This is a genomic window from Aeromonas sp. SG16, from assembly GCF_024436135.1.
Taxonomy (GTDB): domain Bacteria; phylum Pseudomonadota; class Gammaproteobacteria; order Enterobacterales; family Aeromonadaceae; genus Aeromonas; species Aeromonas jandaei.
Map to the genome: position 1 here is coordinate 1,544,543 of NZ_JANFNW010000001.1, position 16,571 is coordinate 1,561,113.

12 protein-coding genes are annotated in these 16,571 nt (G+C 58.8%); 6 read left to right on the forward strand and 6 right to left on the reverse strand.

All coding sequences use genetic code 11. The features are described 5' to 3' along the window. The first annotated feature begins 89 nt into the window (after window positions 1–89). On the forward strand, window positions 90–1,607 hold the full coding sequence (locus NOM67_RS07035; protein ID WP_071911019.1) for an HD domain-containing phosphohydrolase: 1,518 nt from the start codon (window positions 90–92) through the stop codon (window positions 1,605–1,607). 81 nt (window positions 1,608–1,688) lie between these two features. On the opposite strand, the gene NOM67_RS07040 is transcribed toward NOM67_RS07035, so the two are convergent. Together NOM67_RS07040 and dnaQ are read right to left on the reverse strand one after the other, a co-directional pair. Next, the gene (locus NOM67_RS07040) at window positions 1,689–2,954 is read right to left on the reverse strand and encodes a TIGR03503 family protein (RefSeq protein WP_156853504.1); all 1,266 of its coding nucleotides are present in this window, start codon (window positions 2,952–2,954) and stop codon (window positions 1,689–1,691) included. Beyond that, window positions 2,951–3,685 carry a DNA polymerase III subunit epsilon gene (dnaQ, locus tag NOM67_RS07045; protein WP_043849544.1) on the reverse strand — a complete coding sequence of 245 codons (735 nt, stop codon included), beginning with the start codon at window positions 3,683–3,685 and terminating at the stop codon, window positions 2,951–2,953. Before dnaQ ends, NOM67_RS07040 begins: the two co-directional genes overlap by 4 nt. A 52-nt stretch (window positions 3,686–3,737) precedes the next feature. On the opposite strand from dnaQ, the gene rnhA reads away from it, so the two are divergent. After that, a complete protein-coding gene (gene rnhA / locus NOM67_RS07050) occupies window positions 3,738–4,202 on the forward strand; it encodes a ribonuclease HI (RefSeq protein ID WP_104014370.1) in 465 nt (154 codons plus the stop codon). Here rnhA and NOM67_RS07055 read toward each other — a convergent pair. After that, on the reverse strand, window positions 4,190–4,912 hold the full coding sequence (locus tag NOM67_RS07055) for a methyltransferase domain-containing protein (protein ID WP_182925797.1): 723 nt from the start codon (window positions 4,910–4,912) through the stop codon (window positions 4,190–4,192). The two genes, rnhA and NOM67_RS07055, sit on opposite strands and share 13 nt — an antisense overlap. A gap of 72 nt (window positions 4,913–4,984) precedes the next feature. Between NOM67_RS07055 and gloB the strand changes: the two genes are divergently transcribed. Together gloB and NOM67_RS07065 are read left to right on the forward strand one after the other, a co-directional pair. Next, entirely contained in the window at window positions 4,985–5,749 is a 765-nt protein-coding gene (gene gloB / locus NOM67_RS07060) for a hydroxyacylglutathione hydrolase (RefSeq protein WP_156853363.1), read from the forward strand. 70 nt (window positions 5,750–5,819) lie between these two features. Then, on the forward strand, window positions 5,820–7,370 hold the full coding sequence (locus NOM67_RS07065; RefSeq protein WP_255935053.1) for a LysM peptidoglycan-binding domain-containing protein: 1,551 nt from the start codon (window positions 5,820–5,822) through the stop codon (window positions 7,368–7,370). Window positions 7,371–7,744: 374 nt separating this feature from the next. Here the strand turns inward: NOM67_RS07065 and astE are convergent, their stop codons facing one another. Continuing rightward, window positions 7,745–8,770: a succinylglutamate desuccinylase gene (gene astE, locus NOM67_RS07070; protein WP_156853361.1), complete on the reverse strand. Its 1,026-nt coding sequence runs from the start codon at window positions 8,768–8,770 to the stop codon at window positions 7,745–7,747. Window positions 8,771–9,042: 272 nt separating this feature from the next. Further along, window positions 9,043–9,252 carry a DUF1127 domain-containing protein gene (locus NOM67_RS07075; protein WP_005337823.1) on the reverse strand — a complete coding sequence of 70 codons (210 nt, stop codon included), beginning with the start codon at window positions 9,250–9,252 and terminating at the stop codon, window positions 9,043–9,045. 526 nt (window positions 9,253–9,778) lie between these two features. Here NOM67_RS07075 and NOM67_RS07080 point away from each other — a divergent pair. Beyond that, window positions 9,779–10,672, forward strand: a complete 894-nt coding sequence (locus NOM67_RS07080) for a DNA replication terminus site-binding protein (RefSeq protein ID WP_255935056.1) — start codon at window positions 9,779–9,781, stop codon at window positions 10,670–10,672. Window positions 10,673–10,782: 110 nt separating this feature from the next. Here the strand turns inward: NOM67_RS07080 and NOM67_RS07085 are convergent, their stop codons facing one another. Then, complete coding sequence (locus NOM67_RS07085; RefSeq protein WP_255935058.1) at window positions 10,783–14,619, reverse strand: DEAD/DEAH box helicase; 3,837 nt, start codon at window positions 14,617–14,619, stop codon at window positions 10,783–10,785. 700 nt (window positions 14,620–15,319) lie between these two features. Between NOM67_RS07085 and NOM67_RS07090 the strand changes: the two genes are divergently transcribed. Then, window positions 15,320–16,528, forward strand: coding sequence for a site-specific integrase (locus tag NOM67_RS07090; RefSeq protein WP_255935060.1), 1,209 nt, complete (start codon window positions 15,320–15,322; stop codon window positions 16,526–16,528). Window positions 16,529–16,571: the final 43 nt, after the last annotated feature.

A 16,571-nucleotide genomic window follows, 5' to 3' on the forward strand; every position in this document is an offset into this window, starting at 1 on the left:
TTTGCGAGATCAAATTTTATTTCTCAATAAGTTTCCTATCCTTAGTTGAGCAGTTAATGTAAGCACAGGATGCCAAACAGGATTGTATGATGGATGACGAAATCCTGATTATTGATGACGACGATCTTGCTCTCACCGATGTGCAGCAAGCGGGCTGGAAAGTGATGATCGTTGACGATGAACCCGAGGTTCATCGCATCACCAAGATCACCCTGAACAAGTTCGAGTTTGACAATCGCCCCATCGACTTTCTGCACGCCTATTCCGCAGCACAAGCCAAGGAGCTGCTGGCGACTACGCCGGATGTCGCCCTGCTGCTGCTGGATGTGGTGATGGAGGTCGACCATGCCGGTCTCGACGTCGTCAAATACGTCCGCGAAGATCTGCAAAACAAGATGGTGCGCATCGTGCTCAGAACCGGCCAGCCCGGTCAGGCACCGGAAGATGACGTAGTCACCAACTACGACATCAACGACTATAAGGACAAGACCGAGCTTACCTCCCAGAAGCTGCGAACCCTGCTGCGTGCGAGTCTGCGTTCATATAGAGATATCCGCACTCTGGAAAGCAACCGGCAGGGGCTCGAGAAAGTTATCGAAGCCTCCAAGGGAATTTTCGAGAAGCGGGCTCTGCGCCAATTTGTTGAGGGAGCACAAGAGCAGCTGAGCGCCCTGCTCCATCTGGGTGAAACCCAAATCTACGACGTAAAACAATACACCTACGAGGTAAAGGATCAGCTGCTTGAACCCCTGCTGCCGGGCCATGCCGCGATGCGGCTTACAGACGCTCCCGAGATCCTGCGCCAAGCCATGGCACAAAGCAGCAACGTCTACGGTACCAACCAGATGGTGCTCTACTGCCAGAACCCGCGTCACCACCTGCTGTTCCATATCGAGACAACGCGCCAGCTTAGCCAGATTGATACCAGCCTGCTCACTCTCTTTACCGAAAACATCATAGTGGCGCTGGAGAACATCCGTCTCAACGAAGTGATCGCCGACAACCAGCGCGAGATCATCTACCGTATCGGTGAGCTGGTCGAAACCCGCTCCAAAGAGTCGGGACTACATGTCAAACGGGTCGCGCTCTATACCGAGCAGTTCTGCCATCTGCTCGGGATGAGCGAAGAGCAGAGCGAGCTGATAAAACGCGCCTCGCCACTGCACGACATCGGCAAGGTCGGCATCCCCGATGCCATCTTGCACAAGCCCGGCAAGTTGACACCGGAAGAGTGGGAAATAATGAAAACCCATGCCCAGCTTGGGCAGGACATGCTCTCCGGCAGCGACTTGGCACTGTTCCAGATCGGCGCCACCATAGCGGGCAATCACCATGAAAAGTGGAATGGCAGCGGCTATCCACGTGGTCTGAAAGGGGCGGATATCCCGCTGGAGGGGCGTATCGTGGCGCTGGCCGACGTGTTCGATGCGCTAGGGTCTGATCGCTGCTACAAGAAGGCATGGCCGCTGGAGAAGGTACTGGCTCTTATCGAAGAGGAGAAGGGACAGCACTTCGATCCCCAGCTGGTCGAGCTGATGATGGCCAATCTCGACAAGTTCCTCGAGATCCGCGAGCAGAACAAGGATGTCTATATCGGCGAACACTAGCCCTGATTTACCAACTGACATTCGAAAATGCACAATAAAAAAACCGCCCAAGGGCGGTTTTTTTATTGTTTGAACTTGCCGTTATTGCTCGGGCAAGTTGAGATCCAGCTTGGCGGCGGGTTGTTCTGCTTGCTGGCTTTCCGCTTGAGCTGCTGCCAGGGCGCGTTTCAACGCCTTGCGTTTTTGCAGGATGATAAACCCGACCCCGCCCAGAATAACCAATAGCCCGCCACCACCGGCCAGCGCCCAGATCAACCAGCCCATTCCCCCCTTCTCCTCCGCTTTCTCGGTCGCTTTGGCGCTGGAGGTTGGCTCGGCAGCAGAGACCGGCGGCGGAGGTGGAGGTGCTGGCGGAAAGACATTGAAGGTTTTCACCGGCATAGCGATCTTCACTTCACGGCCAAGGCGGGTGGTGCCGTAGAGCGCAGCCTCCACCTGATATTGTCCAGGCTCCTTGATGACGGAAAAATCGACATCCAGTTTGGGTGCTGTCGCCACTTCGCTAAACGAGTAGTAGCCACCGCTTTTGCTGGTGACTGTGCCCTTGAGCGCCACAGAGGCTGGATCCAGCTCGTCACGGTCGACCAGCAGTGACAACTTGGCACCCAGCTCTTCGGAGGGAGGCGCCAAATTGTAGGTAAAGGGATAAGGATAAAGCAGCACTTCCTGATAGCGGGCCCGGACAAACACCTGATTGCCGGTACTGAACATGGCGCGGTATTTGCCCGCCGGAATATCCTGCAGGATCGCCTCCGCCGTCATGACGCCATCACCCGGCACCTCATCAAGCCCCTTGCCGTCGTCAAGGTAGTGGCCAATCTCCTGATCGAGCACCGTATTCTGCTTGCCTGGGTCGCTGAAGGATTGCAGTTTGACCTTCATCCCCAGATCGGAGAGGTAGTACTTGTCCTTGGGGGGCTGGCCATCGATCGAGAGCCACGCCTTGAGCTTGACCACCTCTCCCTGATAGAGCTGCATCGGCAAGGCGGCGATGTCCATCCGGATATCGGAGAGGATCCGCACCCGGTTGTCGGGATCCACCTCGCCAATCGCCTGCCACGGGCCCGGCATGGGATTGCGCAGGGTAATGAGGTCATGCTCCGGCAGCGCCAGCCAGCCCACATCATCCGGTTTGACCTTGCCCACATAGAGCTTGCTGCCATCGGGGCGCACCAGGATCACCGAGGGGGTACCCGGCTTGCGCTTGATGATAAAGGTGATCTCCTTCACCCCGTAATCGATGCGAAAGCGGTTATCCAACAGAGGAATATCGGAAGGAGCAAATACCTCGGTCGCCGAAGCACCAAGCGACCCCAGCAATAGAAAAGAGGCCAGCCACTTGCTCATTGCCGCCACAGACAGCTCCCTCCCTTCTTCTGCACCAGATCCAGTCTTGCCTCGTGCAGCGCCTGCACCTCTTCGCCCGCTCTGATCACCTTGAGCGCCGGTCGGTTGCTCTCCAGGCGGCGGATGCTGGTGTCCTGACTGCTCTCGTTTTCACTGCTTTCGGTGGCCAGATTGAGTTTGGTCTGGCCGCCGGTCATCAACAGGTAGACATCAGCCAGGATCTCCGCATCGAGCAAAGCCCCGTGCAGGGTACGGTGCGAGTTGTCGATGCCGTAACGATCGCAGAGCACATCCAGGTTGTTGCGCTTGCCCGGGAAGAGATCCCGCGCCATCGCCAGGGTATCTGTGATGGTACAGATATCGGCCGTCTTGAAGTTGAGTCCGAGCTTGCTGAACTCGTAGTCCATAAAGCTCACGTCAAACGGCGCGTTGTGGGCGATCAGCTCGGCGCCGCGGATAAAGTCGAGGAACTCGTCGGCAATCTGGCTAAAAGAGGGTTTGTCGCGCAGGAACTCGTCGGTAATCCCGTGAACCTGAATGGCTTCCGGGTCCACCAACCGATCCGGCTTGATATAGACGTGGTAGTGGTTACCGGTGAGCTTGCGGTTGATCACCTCCACACAGCCGATTTCGATGATGCGGTGGCCAAGGTAAACAGGGCCGCCACCGGTATTCATACCTGTGGTTTCGGTATCCAGGATGATCTGGCGATTCAGTTGGGGTGTGTTCATGATCCAATCTATGTCAAACTTCGGCTTTACTCGCTAGTTTACCCCAAGCCTCATGTTAAAACAGATTGATTTGTATACGGATGGTTCCTGCCTCGGCAACCCGGGCCCGGGCGGTTATGGCGCCGTCATGGTCTATGGCAAGCACCGCAAGGAGATTGCAGCCGGCTTTCGCCTCACCACCAACAACCGGATGGAGCTGATGGCCGCCATCATGGGCCTGCGCACCCTCAACGAACCATGCCAGGTACGCCTCACCACCGACAGCCAGTATGTCCGTCAGGGGATCACCCAGTGGATCATCGGCTGGAAGAAGAAAGGGTGGATGACAGCCAACCGTCAGCCGGTCAAAAACGTCGATCTCTGGAAAGAGCTGGATGCGGAAGTGAGCCGTCACCAGATCGAGTGGCTCTGGGTTAAAGGGCACTCGGGCCATCCGGAGAACGAACGCTGTGATGAACTGGCCCGCGAGGCGGCCTGCGGCAAGGATCTGGCCGAAGATACCGGCTACCAGCCCTGACGGGCCATACCCGGTGTGGCGAGGGACTTTGGCAGCTGCCAACGGCGGCGCACCGGGATCAGCGGAAAGCGCCGTTTACGGGCGGCGATCACATAGACAGAAGCAAACGCCCGGCAGTAGTCCCGTCCCACACTCTCCTGCCACCAGCTGTGCCAACTCTGTTTGCCCATAAACGAGTAACCGAAGCGCTCGTCAAACATCACCTCGCACCCCAGCAGATGGAGCCAGTCGGTGACTCGCACGGGGGTAAACATCCGCGCCGACCAAGGCACCTTGCGCCGCAAAAAAGGGATGCAATGGCCTATGCCCACCAGACTCATGGGGTTGTAGCCACTGATAATCAGCCAGCCATCGTCGGTCAGCACCCTTTCGGCTTCGCGCAACACCTGATGGGGATCGGCCGAGAAATCGAGACAGTGAGCCAGCAGACAGGCATCGACACTGCCAGTACGCACCGGCAATGCCAGCGGATCGCCATACATGTCGAGCAGCCGTCCTTCGGAAGCGACACCTACCTGATGGCGAATGGGTGAGCGCTTGCAGGAGAGTTCGGCGCTCAGGGCGCCAATCTTGAGCAAATGATAGCCAAACAGGTTGGGACACCAGCTGTCGAGCCGCTCCTGGATCTCGGCGGCAACCCAGTCCCCCATAGGCAACGCGGACCAGCTGGTCGGGATCTCGATTTGTTGTTCGGTACGTGCCACCTGCATAATAGGGCTCAACTCGCGGTTTCGAACGCCATCCTGTTATATAAGATACCCTCCCTAAAGAGAAGCAGACTCATGTATCCAGTGATCACAGTTCCTGCCTTTAATGACAACTACATCTGGTTGATTAGACACGAAAATCACTGTCTGGTTGTCGACCCGGGCGAAGCGGCCCCCGTGCTGGAGCGGCTCTCGGCGCTGGGGCTGGTGCTCGATGCCATCCTCCTGACCCACCATCATCACGACCATGTGGGCGGGGTTGGCGAACTGCTCGAACAGTTCCCCCATGCCCGGCTCTATGGCCCCAAACTTGACCCAATGCCAGCCCACCATGGTCAGTGGCTGGAGGATGGCGATCAGATCAACTGGCACGGTCTGGCCCTCGAGGTGATCCATGTGCCCGGCCATACCCGCGGCCATATCGCCTACCATGGCAGCGGCATGCTCTTTTGCGGTGACACCCTCTTCTCGGCCGGTTGTGGTCGCCTCTTTGAAGGGACGCCGGAGCAGATGTATCACTCGCTGCAACGGCTCGCCGCCCTGCCCGATGACACCCTCATCTATTGTGCCCACGAATACACCCTGTCAAACCTGCGCTTCGCCTACGCAGTCGAGCCGGACAACCCGGCGATCCGTGATCAGATCGGGCTGATCAGCAAACTGCGGCAACAGGGGCTGCCAAGCCTGCCCAGCCGACTGGGGGATGAGCGCAGGTTTAATGTTTTTCTGCGCTGCGAGCTCGATTCAGTGAAATTTTCTGCTGAAAAGCAGGGGCTAAAATGCGTGGAAAATCCGGTAGATACCTTCACGATCCTGCGCCAATGGAAGGATGTTTTTTGAACAAACCTTGATCAGGGGGGGATTGCCCCTTATGATGCGAGCTGTTTTTCTTAAAAATGACCGGAACGAGATGAAGGTACGAACGGCCTTATTGGCAGCGCTGTTGCTCAGCGGCTGCCAAAACCTGAGCCATCAGGATGACCGGGCGCTAACGGCAATCGAGCCGATCAAGTCCCCCCAGGTCAACAAAAAAGCGCATAAAAAACACTCTTCACGATTTCTGTTTGGCGATGAACAGCTGGACGAAATGGAAGATACGGACAATCTGTGGGTGCGTATCAGCGATGATATGCAACTGGAAACTCCGGACAATGCGCGCATCCGCCAACAACGTGAGTGGCTGTTGCGCAATGATAAGCATCTGGCGACCATTGCCAGCCGGGCTGAACCCTACCTCTATCTGATGGTAGAGGAGATTGAACGGCGTGAGCTGCCAATGGAGCTTATTACTGTCCCGATGATCGAGAGCATGTTTGATCCTCATGCCCGATCCCGCAGCAATGCCGTCGGTTTGTGGCAGTTTGTGCCCGCCACCGGCAAGAACTTCGGTCTGCGCCACGACAACTGGTATGACGGACGGCGCGATGTGCTGGCCTCCACCAATGCGGCGCTCGACTATCTGGAGTACCTGAACCGCTTCTTTGATGGTGACTGGCTGCAAACGCTGGCCGCCTACAATGCCGGTGAAGGACGGGTTCGCAACGCCATCCAGCGTAACCAGCGTGCCGGCAAGCCGACCGACTACTGGTCGCTCGACCTGCCGCGCGAAACCCAGATGTATGTGCCCAAGATCCTGGCCATGGCTGACATGATCAGCAATGCCGACAAGTACAACGTCCAGCTGCCGGTGCTCGCCAACGAGCCGAAGCTGCGGGTGGTGGAAACCGGCAGCCAGATCGATCTGAACGTGGCGGCCCAGCTGGCCGGTGTGCGCACCTCACAGCTCAAGGAGGTCAATCCTGCCCTGAGCCGTGGTGTGATGTCGCCACGCGGCCCCTACCGCCTGCTGGTACCGGTTGAATATGCCGATACCCTGGAGCTGGCACTGGCCGATCTGCCCAAGAGCGAGCGTATCCGTACCCGCTCCTATCAGGTCACCAGTGGCGACACCCTGTCACGCATCGCCCAAAATCACGGCGTCAGCGTGAGCGAGCTGAAACTGGCCAACAATCTGCGTGGCAACAGCCTGCGTCGCGGTCAACGTCTGGTCATTCCGACCAGCGGCCATGCCGTGAGCAGCAAGGCAAGTGCTGCCCCGCAGCAGCTGGCCAGCCATGGCAACAGCCAGAAAAGCAAGGTGAGCTACAAGGTGCGGGCAGGTGACAACCTGTGGAGCATCAGCCAGGCGCACGGCGTCTCCCACGAGGAGCTCGCCAAGTGGAACGGCCTGAACGCCAAGTCGGCCCTGAAGCCGGGCATGCAGCTGGTGGTCTACCCCAAGGGTGGCAAGCAGAGCGGCAAGTCGATGGTCTATCAGGTTCGCCGTGGTGACTCCATCTCCTCCATCGCCGCGCGCTTCCAGGTCGCCATCAACGATGTGATGCGCTGGAATCAGCTCGACAAAGGGGATTACCTGAAGCCGGGCCAGGAGATCACCCTGTTTGTGAAGAACAACAGCTGATCCCCCGCCAACGCCATTAAAAAACGGAGCCAGTCGATGACTGGCTCCGTTTTTTTATCCCCTTCACTCGCCATGACACAGTTCGCGCTATTCATCCCGATAGGGCCGGACAGTGCTGAATCACTGCTACACCATATCCATCAGATCGGCCAACCCCTTGAGCGGCCTTGCAGGCACTCTCTGTGGCCTTCGCGGAGAGCTTGCTGGTCACTATAAGCTGGATTTATGGCATTTCCCAAAATGCCCCAACTTTTGCTTATACCGCACCGCTCATACCATGGCATGACCAAATCGGCCGAAAGCGAGCGGAAAACCCCATTCGCCCGATCGTCTAGATACGATTCACGCCCGCCCCCAAGGGGCTATTGCACGGCTTATTCCCAGAGCCGGGTCGGCACCACCAGCAGCACGGTGCGCTGGCCAATCGCCACGTTGACATTGGGAAAGACCACCGCCTCGCGGGGCTGCTCGACGGTATAGCGCAGCTCGCCATCCTCGGCCAGCACGAACCCTTGCGGGAATTCGGTGAAGTTGTCGACATCGCTGGCAAACAGGAAACGAAATTGCTCCGATTTTTTGGTGATCACCCGATCGATGGCAAACAGGGTGAAATCATCCGCCCGCCACGGCTCCAGCGCCACCTCGTCCTGGGTCACCAGCTCCTGCAGCGCCTGGCGGGTTTCGATAAAGCGGGTCATGTCGTTCTCGCCAAACGGGCGCACCTTGCCCAGCTCCACCGTGAAGGCGTGGGCGCCGTGCTGGCGCGAGCTGTAGTAGCTGAAGGTGGTGGTCGGGCTGGCGGAGAGCAGTATGGTGCGCACCCCGCAGGCGCCGAGGAACTGCACCTGCTCGCGGCAGTGGGGCCGCTCGTGGGGGAAGGGGTAGACGGCAAACTTCTCGTGGCGCGAGCCGCGAATGGCGGTGTGCAGGTCGTAGTGGTAGCGGGGGCGGGCCGGATCGGCAAAGAAGCGGCTCACATACTGCTCGAGGCGCATGGCACGGATCCGCTCCCGATTGCAGAGCCCCTCCCCCTTGCTGTGGACGCCGGAGAAGAGGCGGTTCATGTTCTCCTCCACCTCCCGCAGCCCGAGGTTCATCGCCGCCGGATTGCCAAACAGGAACAGCACCCGATGGCGGGCGGTCAGCTCACCAGAGAGCAGACGGCTCAGCAGCTGGTTGCAGATCTCGATGGGGGCGGTCTCGTTGCCGTGAATACCGCAGGAGAGGACGATATCCTTGCGCCCTCCCGGCTGGCCGCCCGCTCCGCTGGCAGGCTCCAGACAGAGTACGCCGGTATCCCAGACGCTGACCCGCGAGCCATCTGGCAGCGCAAAATCAAAGGGATCGAGCTGCCACTCGTGGCTGCGGGTCATGGCCAAAAAATCGTGCTGGGGAATCATCCGTCTCACCCTCTTGCGCTGGAATACTATGGCCGGATTATACGCAAGGCGTTGCGGCTTAAAACCGATTTTTAAACAAATTCAAACATTAACGATACAAATCGCGACAAGGTAAAACGGCAGCACCGGGCGGAGCAACAACGGGATATGAAGGAGGGGAAGCGAGAGCAATAACGGGGCAAACAACAGCAGGGTTGACGGGGTGATCTGATGTCACCCGGCCGTCAGCATACAAGTATCAGCAGATAAACGAGGCATCCATGCCCGGCTGATCAACCACGCCAGAACGGCTTGGTGGTCTCTTGATAACGGTCAGCTTCGTTCAGGCCGATGTCTTTGAGCAGGTACTCGGGCAGCTCGGAGAGCTGGCGACGGCTGCGGCTGCGCTCCAGCCAGGTCAGAACGGTCATTTTAACGCGAGCAACCAGATTCAATTGGCTGGAATGCTGGTAACCGGTTTCGGTATAAGTCATGTTGGCCATGATGTGGCTCCTCTGAATATTTGTTTACGCACTGGGCTTCAATTTGATGCGCAAAGCTTAGTCAGGGAGTCAGACCGACTCAATTGACGAATTTTGATACGTTACATTAGTAAATCTAATGTCTAAAAACGGCAGGATTTAATTTTAACGCTTTGATTTTAAACAACTAATTATTTTAACGGTTGGCCAGCAGAGTCGCACAGCATATTGTGCTGCATGGCACCCATCTATATATGCATTTTACTGCTTTACATATGCAGGGATGGACAAGGTGTGAACAGCTGGCAACAGCGGAGTTACACGAAATTGTTAATTTAATGATCTTGTGGCGATCTTTATTTAACACAATGAAACATAAATAAAACTAGCACCGCATCCCCATTCGGAGGCGCACATTGCCCCCTCTCCAAAGTGCCTCTTGGCACTCCAACCGCATGCTGGTATGTTTATTTATACAGTAGTTTTGCTACCCGCAGCGATGTCATACCTGATGTCGTCAACAGCGGGTCAGACCACAGGATCATCGATGGATACCTTTACCCCTACCGCCGCCCTGCGTCAACAGATGGAGGCCATTGAAGCCTCTCTGGATCAGCTGGCCATCCTGCTCGACCAGCTCGAACTGCAGGAGGCCCATGTCTATCCCCTCCCCCCGGTAGCGCAGGGCGAAGAGCACGACCCCATCAGCCAGATTGAGGTGGGTTACCTGAGCGGCGACGAGGCACGGGCCGCCACCCTGTCAGCCTATCGGGATCACAGCGCCCGCCCCGGCTGCTCCACCAAGGCCACCCGTCGTCTGCCGGGCTGGCTGCGCTTTCCCGCCGCCGCCGCTCCGCTCATTCAGCCGCTGGTTGAGGAGATCAATCAGCGCAAGCTCGATTTCAAGGCGCTGGTGCAGCAGGCGGGCGGACGGGACGAGAAGTTCGAGCTGGTACATACCGCCCTGCCCGGGGTGATCACCCTGCAGGTCTACCGCAAGCTGACGTGGCTACATGGAGAGCTCCACTCCCTCGGTTTTACCTGGGCCGACAAGCAGACCATCAATCGCCTCACCCGCGAACAGGTGCTGGAGATGCTGGAGCGCAGCCGCCGCTACATACCGGCTCTCTCCAACAACGAGGAGTGGAGCAAGATGGTGGATCAGGAGGTGTACGACATTCGCCGCCTGCCCGCCGATGCCGAGCTGCGGATCCGCCGCCCGGTCAAGACCCACCCGATGATCAACCTGCTCTGGCAGGATCGCACCCCGCGCAAGCAGCAGATCAAGGCGAGCCTGCCGCTGCTGCTCTGCTCGGACAGCCCGCCCGCGGTCACCCATCTGGGCAACTATCCCCCCAAGAGCCGGCAAGCGCGGCGGGATCGCAAGATTGGCGGCGAGCCCATCATCGAGCGGCTGCATCTCTACCTCTATCAGGGCTAACGCGACGAGCCAGCTAAAACCGGCACGCAGAAACGACAGAGGGGAGCACATCGGCAAGATGTGCTCCCCTCTTTCATATGGCATGGCCATGTCGCTGGTGCTACAGCGGATCAGCTCATCAGCAGGGCCCGCAGGCTCTCCACATCCAGCCCGCGCACTTCCGACTGGCCGCTCAACAGACCATCGGCCAGCGCCCGCTTCTCGTCGTGCAGGGCGACAATCTTCTCCTCCACCGTCTGCTCGCACACCAGCCGATAGACGGTCACCGGCTGGGTCTGCCCCATCCGGTGCGCCCGATCGCTCGCCTGATCTTCCACCGCCGGGTTCCACCAGGGATCGAGGTGCAGCACGGTATCGGCCTGGGTGAGGTTGAGACCGGTGCCCCCCGCCTTAAGGCTGATGAGAAACAGCGGTACCGCCTCGTGGCGAAAACGCAGGATGGAGTCCTGCCGCGCCTTGGCCGAACAACCGCCATCCAGATAGCAGTAGTCCCAGGACTTCTGTTCGATGCGGGCCCGCAGCAAGCTCAGCAGATCGACAAACTGGCTGAACACCAGCACCCGATGGCCGCCATCGATCGCCTCCTCCAGCAGCGCCATCGCCTCATCCAGCTTGCTGCTGGTCTGCGACCACTCGGGCATCACCAGCTCCGGCGAGCAGCAGAGCCGGCGCAGTCGGGTCAGGCCACTCAGCACATGCATCAGGGCACGGCCATCGGCACTTTGCACCTGCTGCACCACTTCGCGTCGGGTTGCCTCATAGAGCTGACGCTCCTCGGGGGAGAGGCTGATGTGGTGAATGATCTCGGTCTTGTCCGGCAACTCGGTCAGCACCTCCTGCTTGAGACGACGCAGGATAAAGGGGCTGATCACCGCCCGCAGCAAGGCCATGTGCTGGGGATCCTTGACCGCCTTGCCAAAGCGGCGCTTGAACTCGCCGAGGCTGCCGAGCAGCCCCGGGTTGATAAAGGTGAAGAGACTCCACAGCTCCCCCAGATGGTTCTCGATGGGGGTGCCGGAGAGGGCGAGGCGGAAATCGCCGTCGAGCTGGAACAGCAGCTTGGCGCGCTGGGTACCGGCGTTTTTGATCTGCTGCGCCTCATCGAGCACCATGGAGGACCAGCGCCGCGCCTTGAGCGCCTCCGCCAGACTGCCGAGCATGCCGTAGTTGATGAGGATCACCTGCCCCGCTTTGGCATCGCGAATAATGCGCTCGCGCTCGGCGGGATTGTCAAAGATCACCACCTCCAGCTCGGGGGCGAAACGAGCGACCTCCTCCTGCCAGTTGGTGACCACCGACTTGGGCACCACCACCAGCGCCGGCCCCAGATGCTGGCGCATCCGCAGCACGATCAGGGCCTGCAGCGTCTTGCCAAGCCCCATATCATCGGCCAGACAGGCGCCAAAGCCGTGATGGGCCAGGGTCGCCATCCAGCGCACCCCCTCCTTCTGGTAATCCCGCAGCGCGGTGAGCAGCTCGGGCGGACAGGCCACCTTCTGCTGCCACTCCTGCTGCAGGGATTGCCACGCCGCATCCCCCTCGGTAGTGATCACCGAGAGCAGACGGGTAAGCGGGTACGCCAGCTTGTGGTTGATCCGCTGCTCGTCGTCGAGCATGGCCCCCAGCATGGAGAGCCGCTCCACCAGCTTGTCGCTCAGCATCAGGCTGGTCTTTTCGTCGAGCTGGACGGTGCGCTGGCCCGGGGTCAGCTGGCGCAGGATCAGGCGCAAGTCGAGGATCTGGTGTTCATCAAGGGCGAGCGCCCCCTCTACCTGAAACCAGTCCTGCCGCCGCTCGATGCGCAGGCTCAGGGCCGCCTCATCGAGACTCTTGAGGCGCGCACTGTCCTGATGCCAGTGAATGACCACGCCAGCATCCACCAGCTCGGGCAGGGCATTGACCAGCGCCAGTGCCTGCTCTCCTTCGAGGCGCCACTCGCTGCTGGGCAGATCGATGGGAAGCTGGTTGCGCAGCAGCTGGGCCTGCCCCTTCTCGGCCCCGAGATCCCGCCGCCAGTAGTGGTTGCCCTTGATCCCCTGACGGATGATGGTCTCCCCCTTTCCCAGAGGCTGGGGAGGCAGCTCGTCAAAACGGGTCACCAGCTTGACCGCCAGCTGGCCATCCTGCCAATCGAGCTGCACCGAAGGAATGCCCGGCCAGGGGGCCAGTTCGGCATTGCCGTGCAATCCCTCAACCTGGCTGTGCCAGGGCAGATCGGCAATCCCGTCCAGGGTGCGCTGCAACTCGCTCATCCCCTCGGCGGGCAGCAGCGGGATGGATTCGAGCGCCGGCAAGCGGTCGAGCAGCGGCTGCGGGGTGAGGATGAGCTGCCACAGATCCTGCGCCAGCGGCATGATGTGCGCGCCGCGCGCGGCAGCAGCGGGGATCAGCAGGGCGCTCATCCCCTCTTCGGTCGCCACAATTTGCAGCAGCGGCGCCGTGATGGCGAGCTGCAGCTTCTGCCCCTTGGCGTTGAACAGGCGCGGATGGTCGGCGAGCGGTGCCCAGACATCCCGGGGCAAGCGCCCCATCACCCGCGGCAGGGTGCGTACCACCGCCCAGTCGTGCTCATCGAGCAGCGCCGCATACTGGGTGGAGAGCAGGGTGGGATCGACCCGGCGGCCCGCCGTCCACTCCCCCTTGGTGCTGAGCTTCTGGATCTTGCACTCCAGCTCGGGGCCATCGGCATGAAGCAGCCACACCAGTCGCTCCTGCGGTTTGCGGACGCCACTGGCGCGGCCCAGCCCCTGCAGCCAGTTGAGCCAGCTGGCGGAGGCGGCCCCCTTCTCCTCGCCGGACTCTTCATCTTCCGCGTCATCATCGGCATCGCTGCTGCGCAGCTGGCATAGCGGTGCCCCTGTGGCCGCCTCGCCCAGCAGCAGGCGCAGCAGATCCTGACAAAACGCCATCAACCGGTGATGGGGTTCGGCATCGAGCAGGTGGGAGAGATCCCACTTGTGCAGCATGGCCACCTGCGGGCTCTGGGCGCCGTGACGGGCCAGCGCGCAGAGATCGAGCCAAAGGTAGCCCCAGTGCAGCTCCTCTACCGGCAGTTGCAGGGTATCGAACAGCCCGACCGCCTGACCGTGCCGCTCCCCGGCCCACTGGCTAAGCAAGTCGGCCAGCAGCGGAAACTGCCCGCCGAGGCTGCGCTGCCACTTCTTGCGCTGCTCGCTGGCGATAACGGGGTCAGCCTGTTGCAACCAGCCAAGCCAGAGCAGGGCACTGAAGGCTCGGGGCCACTGCCCCTCATGACCCTCGGTCTGCCACTGGCCAAGGGCCGTGAGCAGCCGCTCACCCAGCGGGCCGCTCTCCCCTTGCGAGGCAACCGCCTGCAGGGCAGGCCACAAGAGGCTGGAGTCGGAGCTTTCGCCATCACCGCAGAGCCAGCGCCACTCCGCCTCGAATGCCCGCCCTTGCACCTGTACCTCAGGGGCACAGCGGGTCAGAGCACTCGCCAATGGCCAGCGCTCTTCATATGGGGCATCGAGCAAGAGTTGCAGCGAGAAGTGCTCCAGCAGCAGTTGCTGCCAAGCGGGGCTGGAGCCAGCCAGCAGCTGATGAGCATCCGGGGTATCGAGCAGGGTGAGAAGCTCGCCGGGAGAGAAGAAGGCCGGGATCTCGCCCGCCTTGCCCCGGCACAGTTCGCGCACCACTCCGTGAACCAGATCCTGACCAGTCACCGAGGAGACCCGGCTCCAGTCTGGAGCTGCGCACACACCGGCCCGCACGCCCAGGATCAGCGCCAGCGTCCCCTCGGCAGTCAGGCTCCACTGCTGCTCCCCACGCAATCTGACAAGGCCGGCGTCATGGAGCCGGGTCAGGTGGCTGGCGAGCTCATGGCCCGCCTCCAGCGTCTCTTGTAACAGACGGGTACTGGCGACACGCTGCAGTTGCAAGGTACTGAGCAGGAGATAACTATCCGAAGAGAGGGTGGAGGCAGACATCAAAACTCACGGGCAGATGCAAAAGCGGAATTTTAACGGTAAAGCGCCGGCCACTCGACCCTTTACAGTGAAATAACTCAAAAAAAAACGGCCATCCGTGATGACCGTCGAAAGTAACGAAGGAAATAGCCGGATTTACCAGTTATCTCCCACAGCGGGAAAATCGGGAGCGCTAGCCCCTAATTCGTGGAGCCAATGCTAGAGGTTGGCGCTTCAAAAAGCTTTGAAGCGGATCACAGTTGAAAAGGATTTCTGAAAGCGCTTTCAAATTTCAAGCTGGAAAATAGCAGAGTCCAAGCCAAATGAGTCATAGTGCGACCAGAAACCATAGTGCTGATCGCCTGTTGGTTGACAGCTCCATGTTTGATGTTATCAACCACTCATCTTGCCCGGATAACTCCTTTCAACACCAGAAAACATCAAATGCAGCCCGGGTAAGCAAAACAAAAAACCCGCAGAGCCATAAGCTATGCGGGTTTCAGGTATTTCCCGGACTGTTCCGAGTCACGATTTGGCGGAGAGACAGCCCGCCACAATCAAGTCCCACCAACGCCAACCACATCCATAAAAAACATATAAAATCAATCAATTATAGGCAAATAAGTCCAATGTCATCCGACTAAAAATGACTATATCTTGCACTAAATGGCACAATGAATGGCATGCCCATGGCATGCCACATTCTCAAGGAATCTTCCCTATGGCACTTCTTACCGATACCAAAGCTCGCAATCTCAAGCCTGACGACAAAGCTATTGCTCATGGTGGCGTGACAGGCCTTGCACTTCATCCGTCAACAGCAAAAGGCCGTGGCAACTGGGTGCTTCGATATGTCAGCCCAGTGACCGGCAAACGCAGAAATGCAGGGTTAGGCTCTTACCCCGAGATATCCATCGCGGATGCCACCAAGCAAGGACAGAAAATGCGAGAGCAACTCGCCAATGGCCTTGACCCACTCGAACTCAAACGTGCAGCGGAGAGCCAACCCTCTATCCCAACTTTCGAGGCTGCGGCTCGAGAAGTTCACTCCAAACTGCTACCTGGATGGAAAAACCCCAAACACGGCAAACAGTGGATCTCGACGCTCAAGCAGTATGCATTCCCCATGATTGGCCAGTACTCAATATCTGCCATCACTCCAGCACAGATCGCGGAGGTCTTAATGCCGATCTGGTTGGAGATCCCTGAAACTGCCAGCCGCGTGAAACAACGGCTGCATGCGGTAATGGCTTGGGCGTGGGCACATGGTCACTGCCAAGCAAACCCAGTCGATGTTGTAAATTACTTGCTCCCATTACAACCCAGTAAAGCCGTTCGTACAGAGCATCAGCCAGCCATGCCTTGGCGTGAAATTCCAGCCTTTGTCCAGCAGCATCTAAGGAAAGCACGGCGTTACGATGTAACTAGCTCAATGCTGGAGTTCTTGATCCTGACGGCTTGCCGCTCAGGTGAAGTGAGAGCAATGAAATGGTCAGAGGTTGATCTGGAAGCAAAAATCTGGACCTTGCCAGCGGAACGAATGAAGGCCAAACATATACATCGCGTCCCGTTATCTCTTCGAACCGTCGAGATACTGATGGGATTACAGGGGTTGCATGATGAATTGGTCTTCCCTTCACCACGCGATCAAGTTCCACTATCAGATATGGTGCTAACGACATTTTTGCGACGGGTGAAAGCATCAAGCTCAACTCCTGGCCGTTTGGCAACAGCGCATGGTTTTCGATCCAGCTTTCGAGACTGGTGTAGTGAGCAGGGCTATGCGCGGGATCTCGCTGAACGAGCGTTAGCTCACACAGTTCAAAACAAGGTTGAGGCTGCATACCACCGCACTGACTTGCTGGACCAACGTCGTCCTATGATGGATGCGTGGGCTGAGTTTGTGGCTGGTGATTTGCCAATAAAATAATGAGCAGTGGCCTTAATCGGCCACTTCTTAGATTGGCCCCTTG

Excerpts from the sequence above, each read along its gene's own strand:
- NOM67_RS07085 (WP_255935058.1), bottom strand. The coding sequence starts at position 14,619 with ATGTCTGCCTCCACCCTCTCTTCGGATAGTTATCTCCTGCTCAGTACC.
- NOM67_RS07055 (WP_182925797.1), bottom strand. The coding sequence starts at position 4,912 with ATGCAGGTGGCACGTACCGAACAACAAATCGAGATCCCGACCAGCTGG.
- NOM67_RS07080 (WP_255935056.1), top strand. The coding sequence starts at position 9,779 with ATGGATACCTTTACCCCTACCGCCGCCCTGCGTCAACAGATGGAGGCC.
- rnhA (WP_104014370.1), top strand. The coding sequence starts at position 3,738 with ATGTTAAAACAGATTGATTTGTATACGGATGGTTCCTGCCTCGGCAAC.
- astE (WP_156853361.1), bottom strand. The coding sequence starts at position 8,770 with ATGATTCCCCAGCACGATTTTTTGGCCATGACCCGCAGCCACGAGTGG.
- NOM67_RS07090 (WP_255935060.1), top strand. The coding sequence starts at position 15,320 with ATGGCACTTCTTACCGATACCAAAGCTCGCAATCTCAAGCCTGACGAC.
- NOM67_RS07040 (WP_156853504.1), bottom strand. The coding sequence starts at position 2,954 with ATGAGCAAGTGGCTGGCCTCTTTTCTATTGCTGGGGTCGCTTGGTGCT.
- NOM67_RS07035 (WP_071911019.1), top strand. The coding sequence starts at position 90 with ATGGATGACGAAATCCTGATTATTGATGACGACGATCTTGCTCTCACC.
- gloB (WP_156853363.1), top strand. The coding sequence starts at position 4,985 with ATGTATCCAGTGATCACAGTTCCTGCCTTTAATGACAACTACATCTGG.
- NOM67_RS07075 (WP_005337823.1), bottom strand. The coding sequence starts at position 9,252 with ATGGCCAACATGACTTATACCGAAACCGGTTACCAGCATTCCAGCCAA.
- dnaQ (WP_043849544.1), bottom strand. The coding sequence starts at position 3,685 with ATGAACACACCCCAACTGAATCGCCAGATCATCCTGGATACCGAAACC.
- NOM67_RS07065 (WP_255935053.1), top strand. The coding sequence starts at position 5,820 with ATGAAGGTACGAACGGCCTTATTGGCAGCGCTGTTGCTCAGCGGCTGC.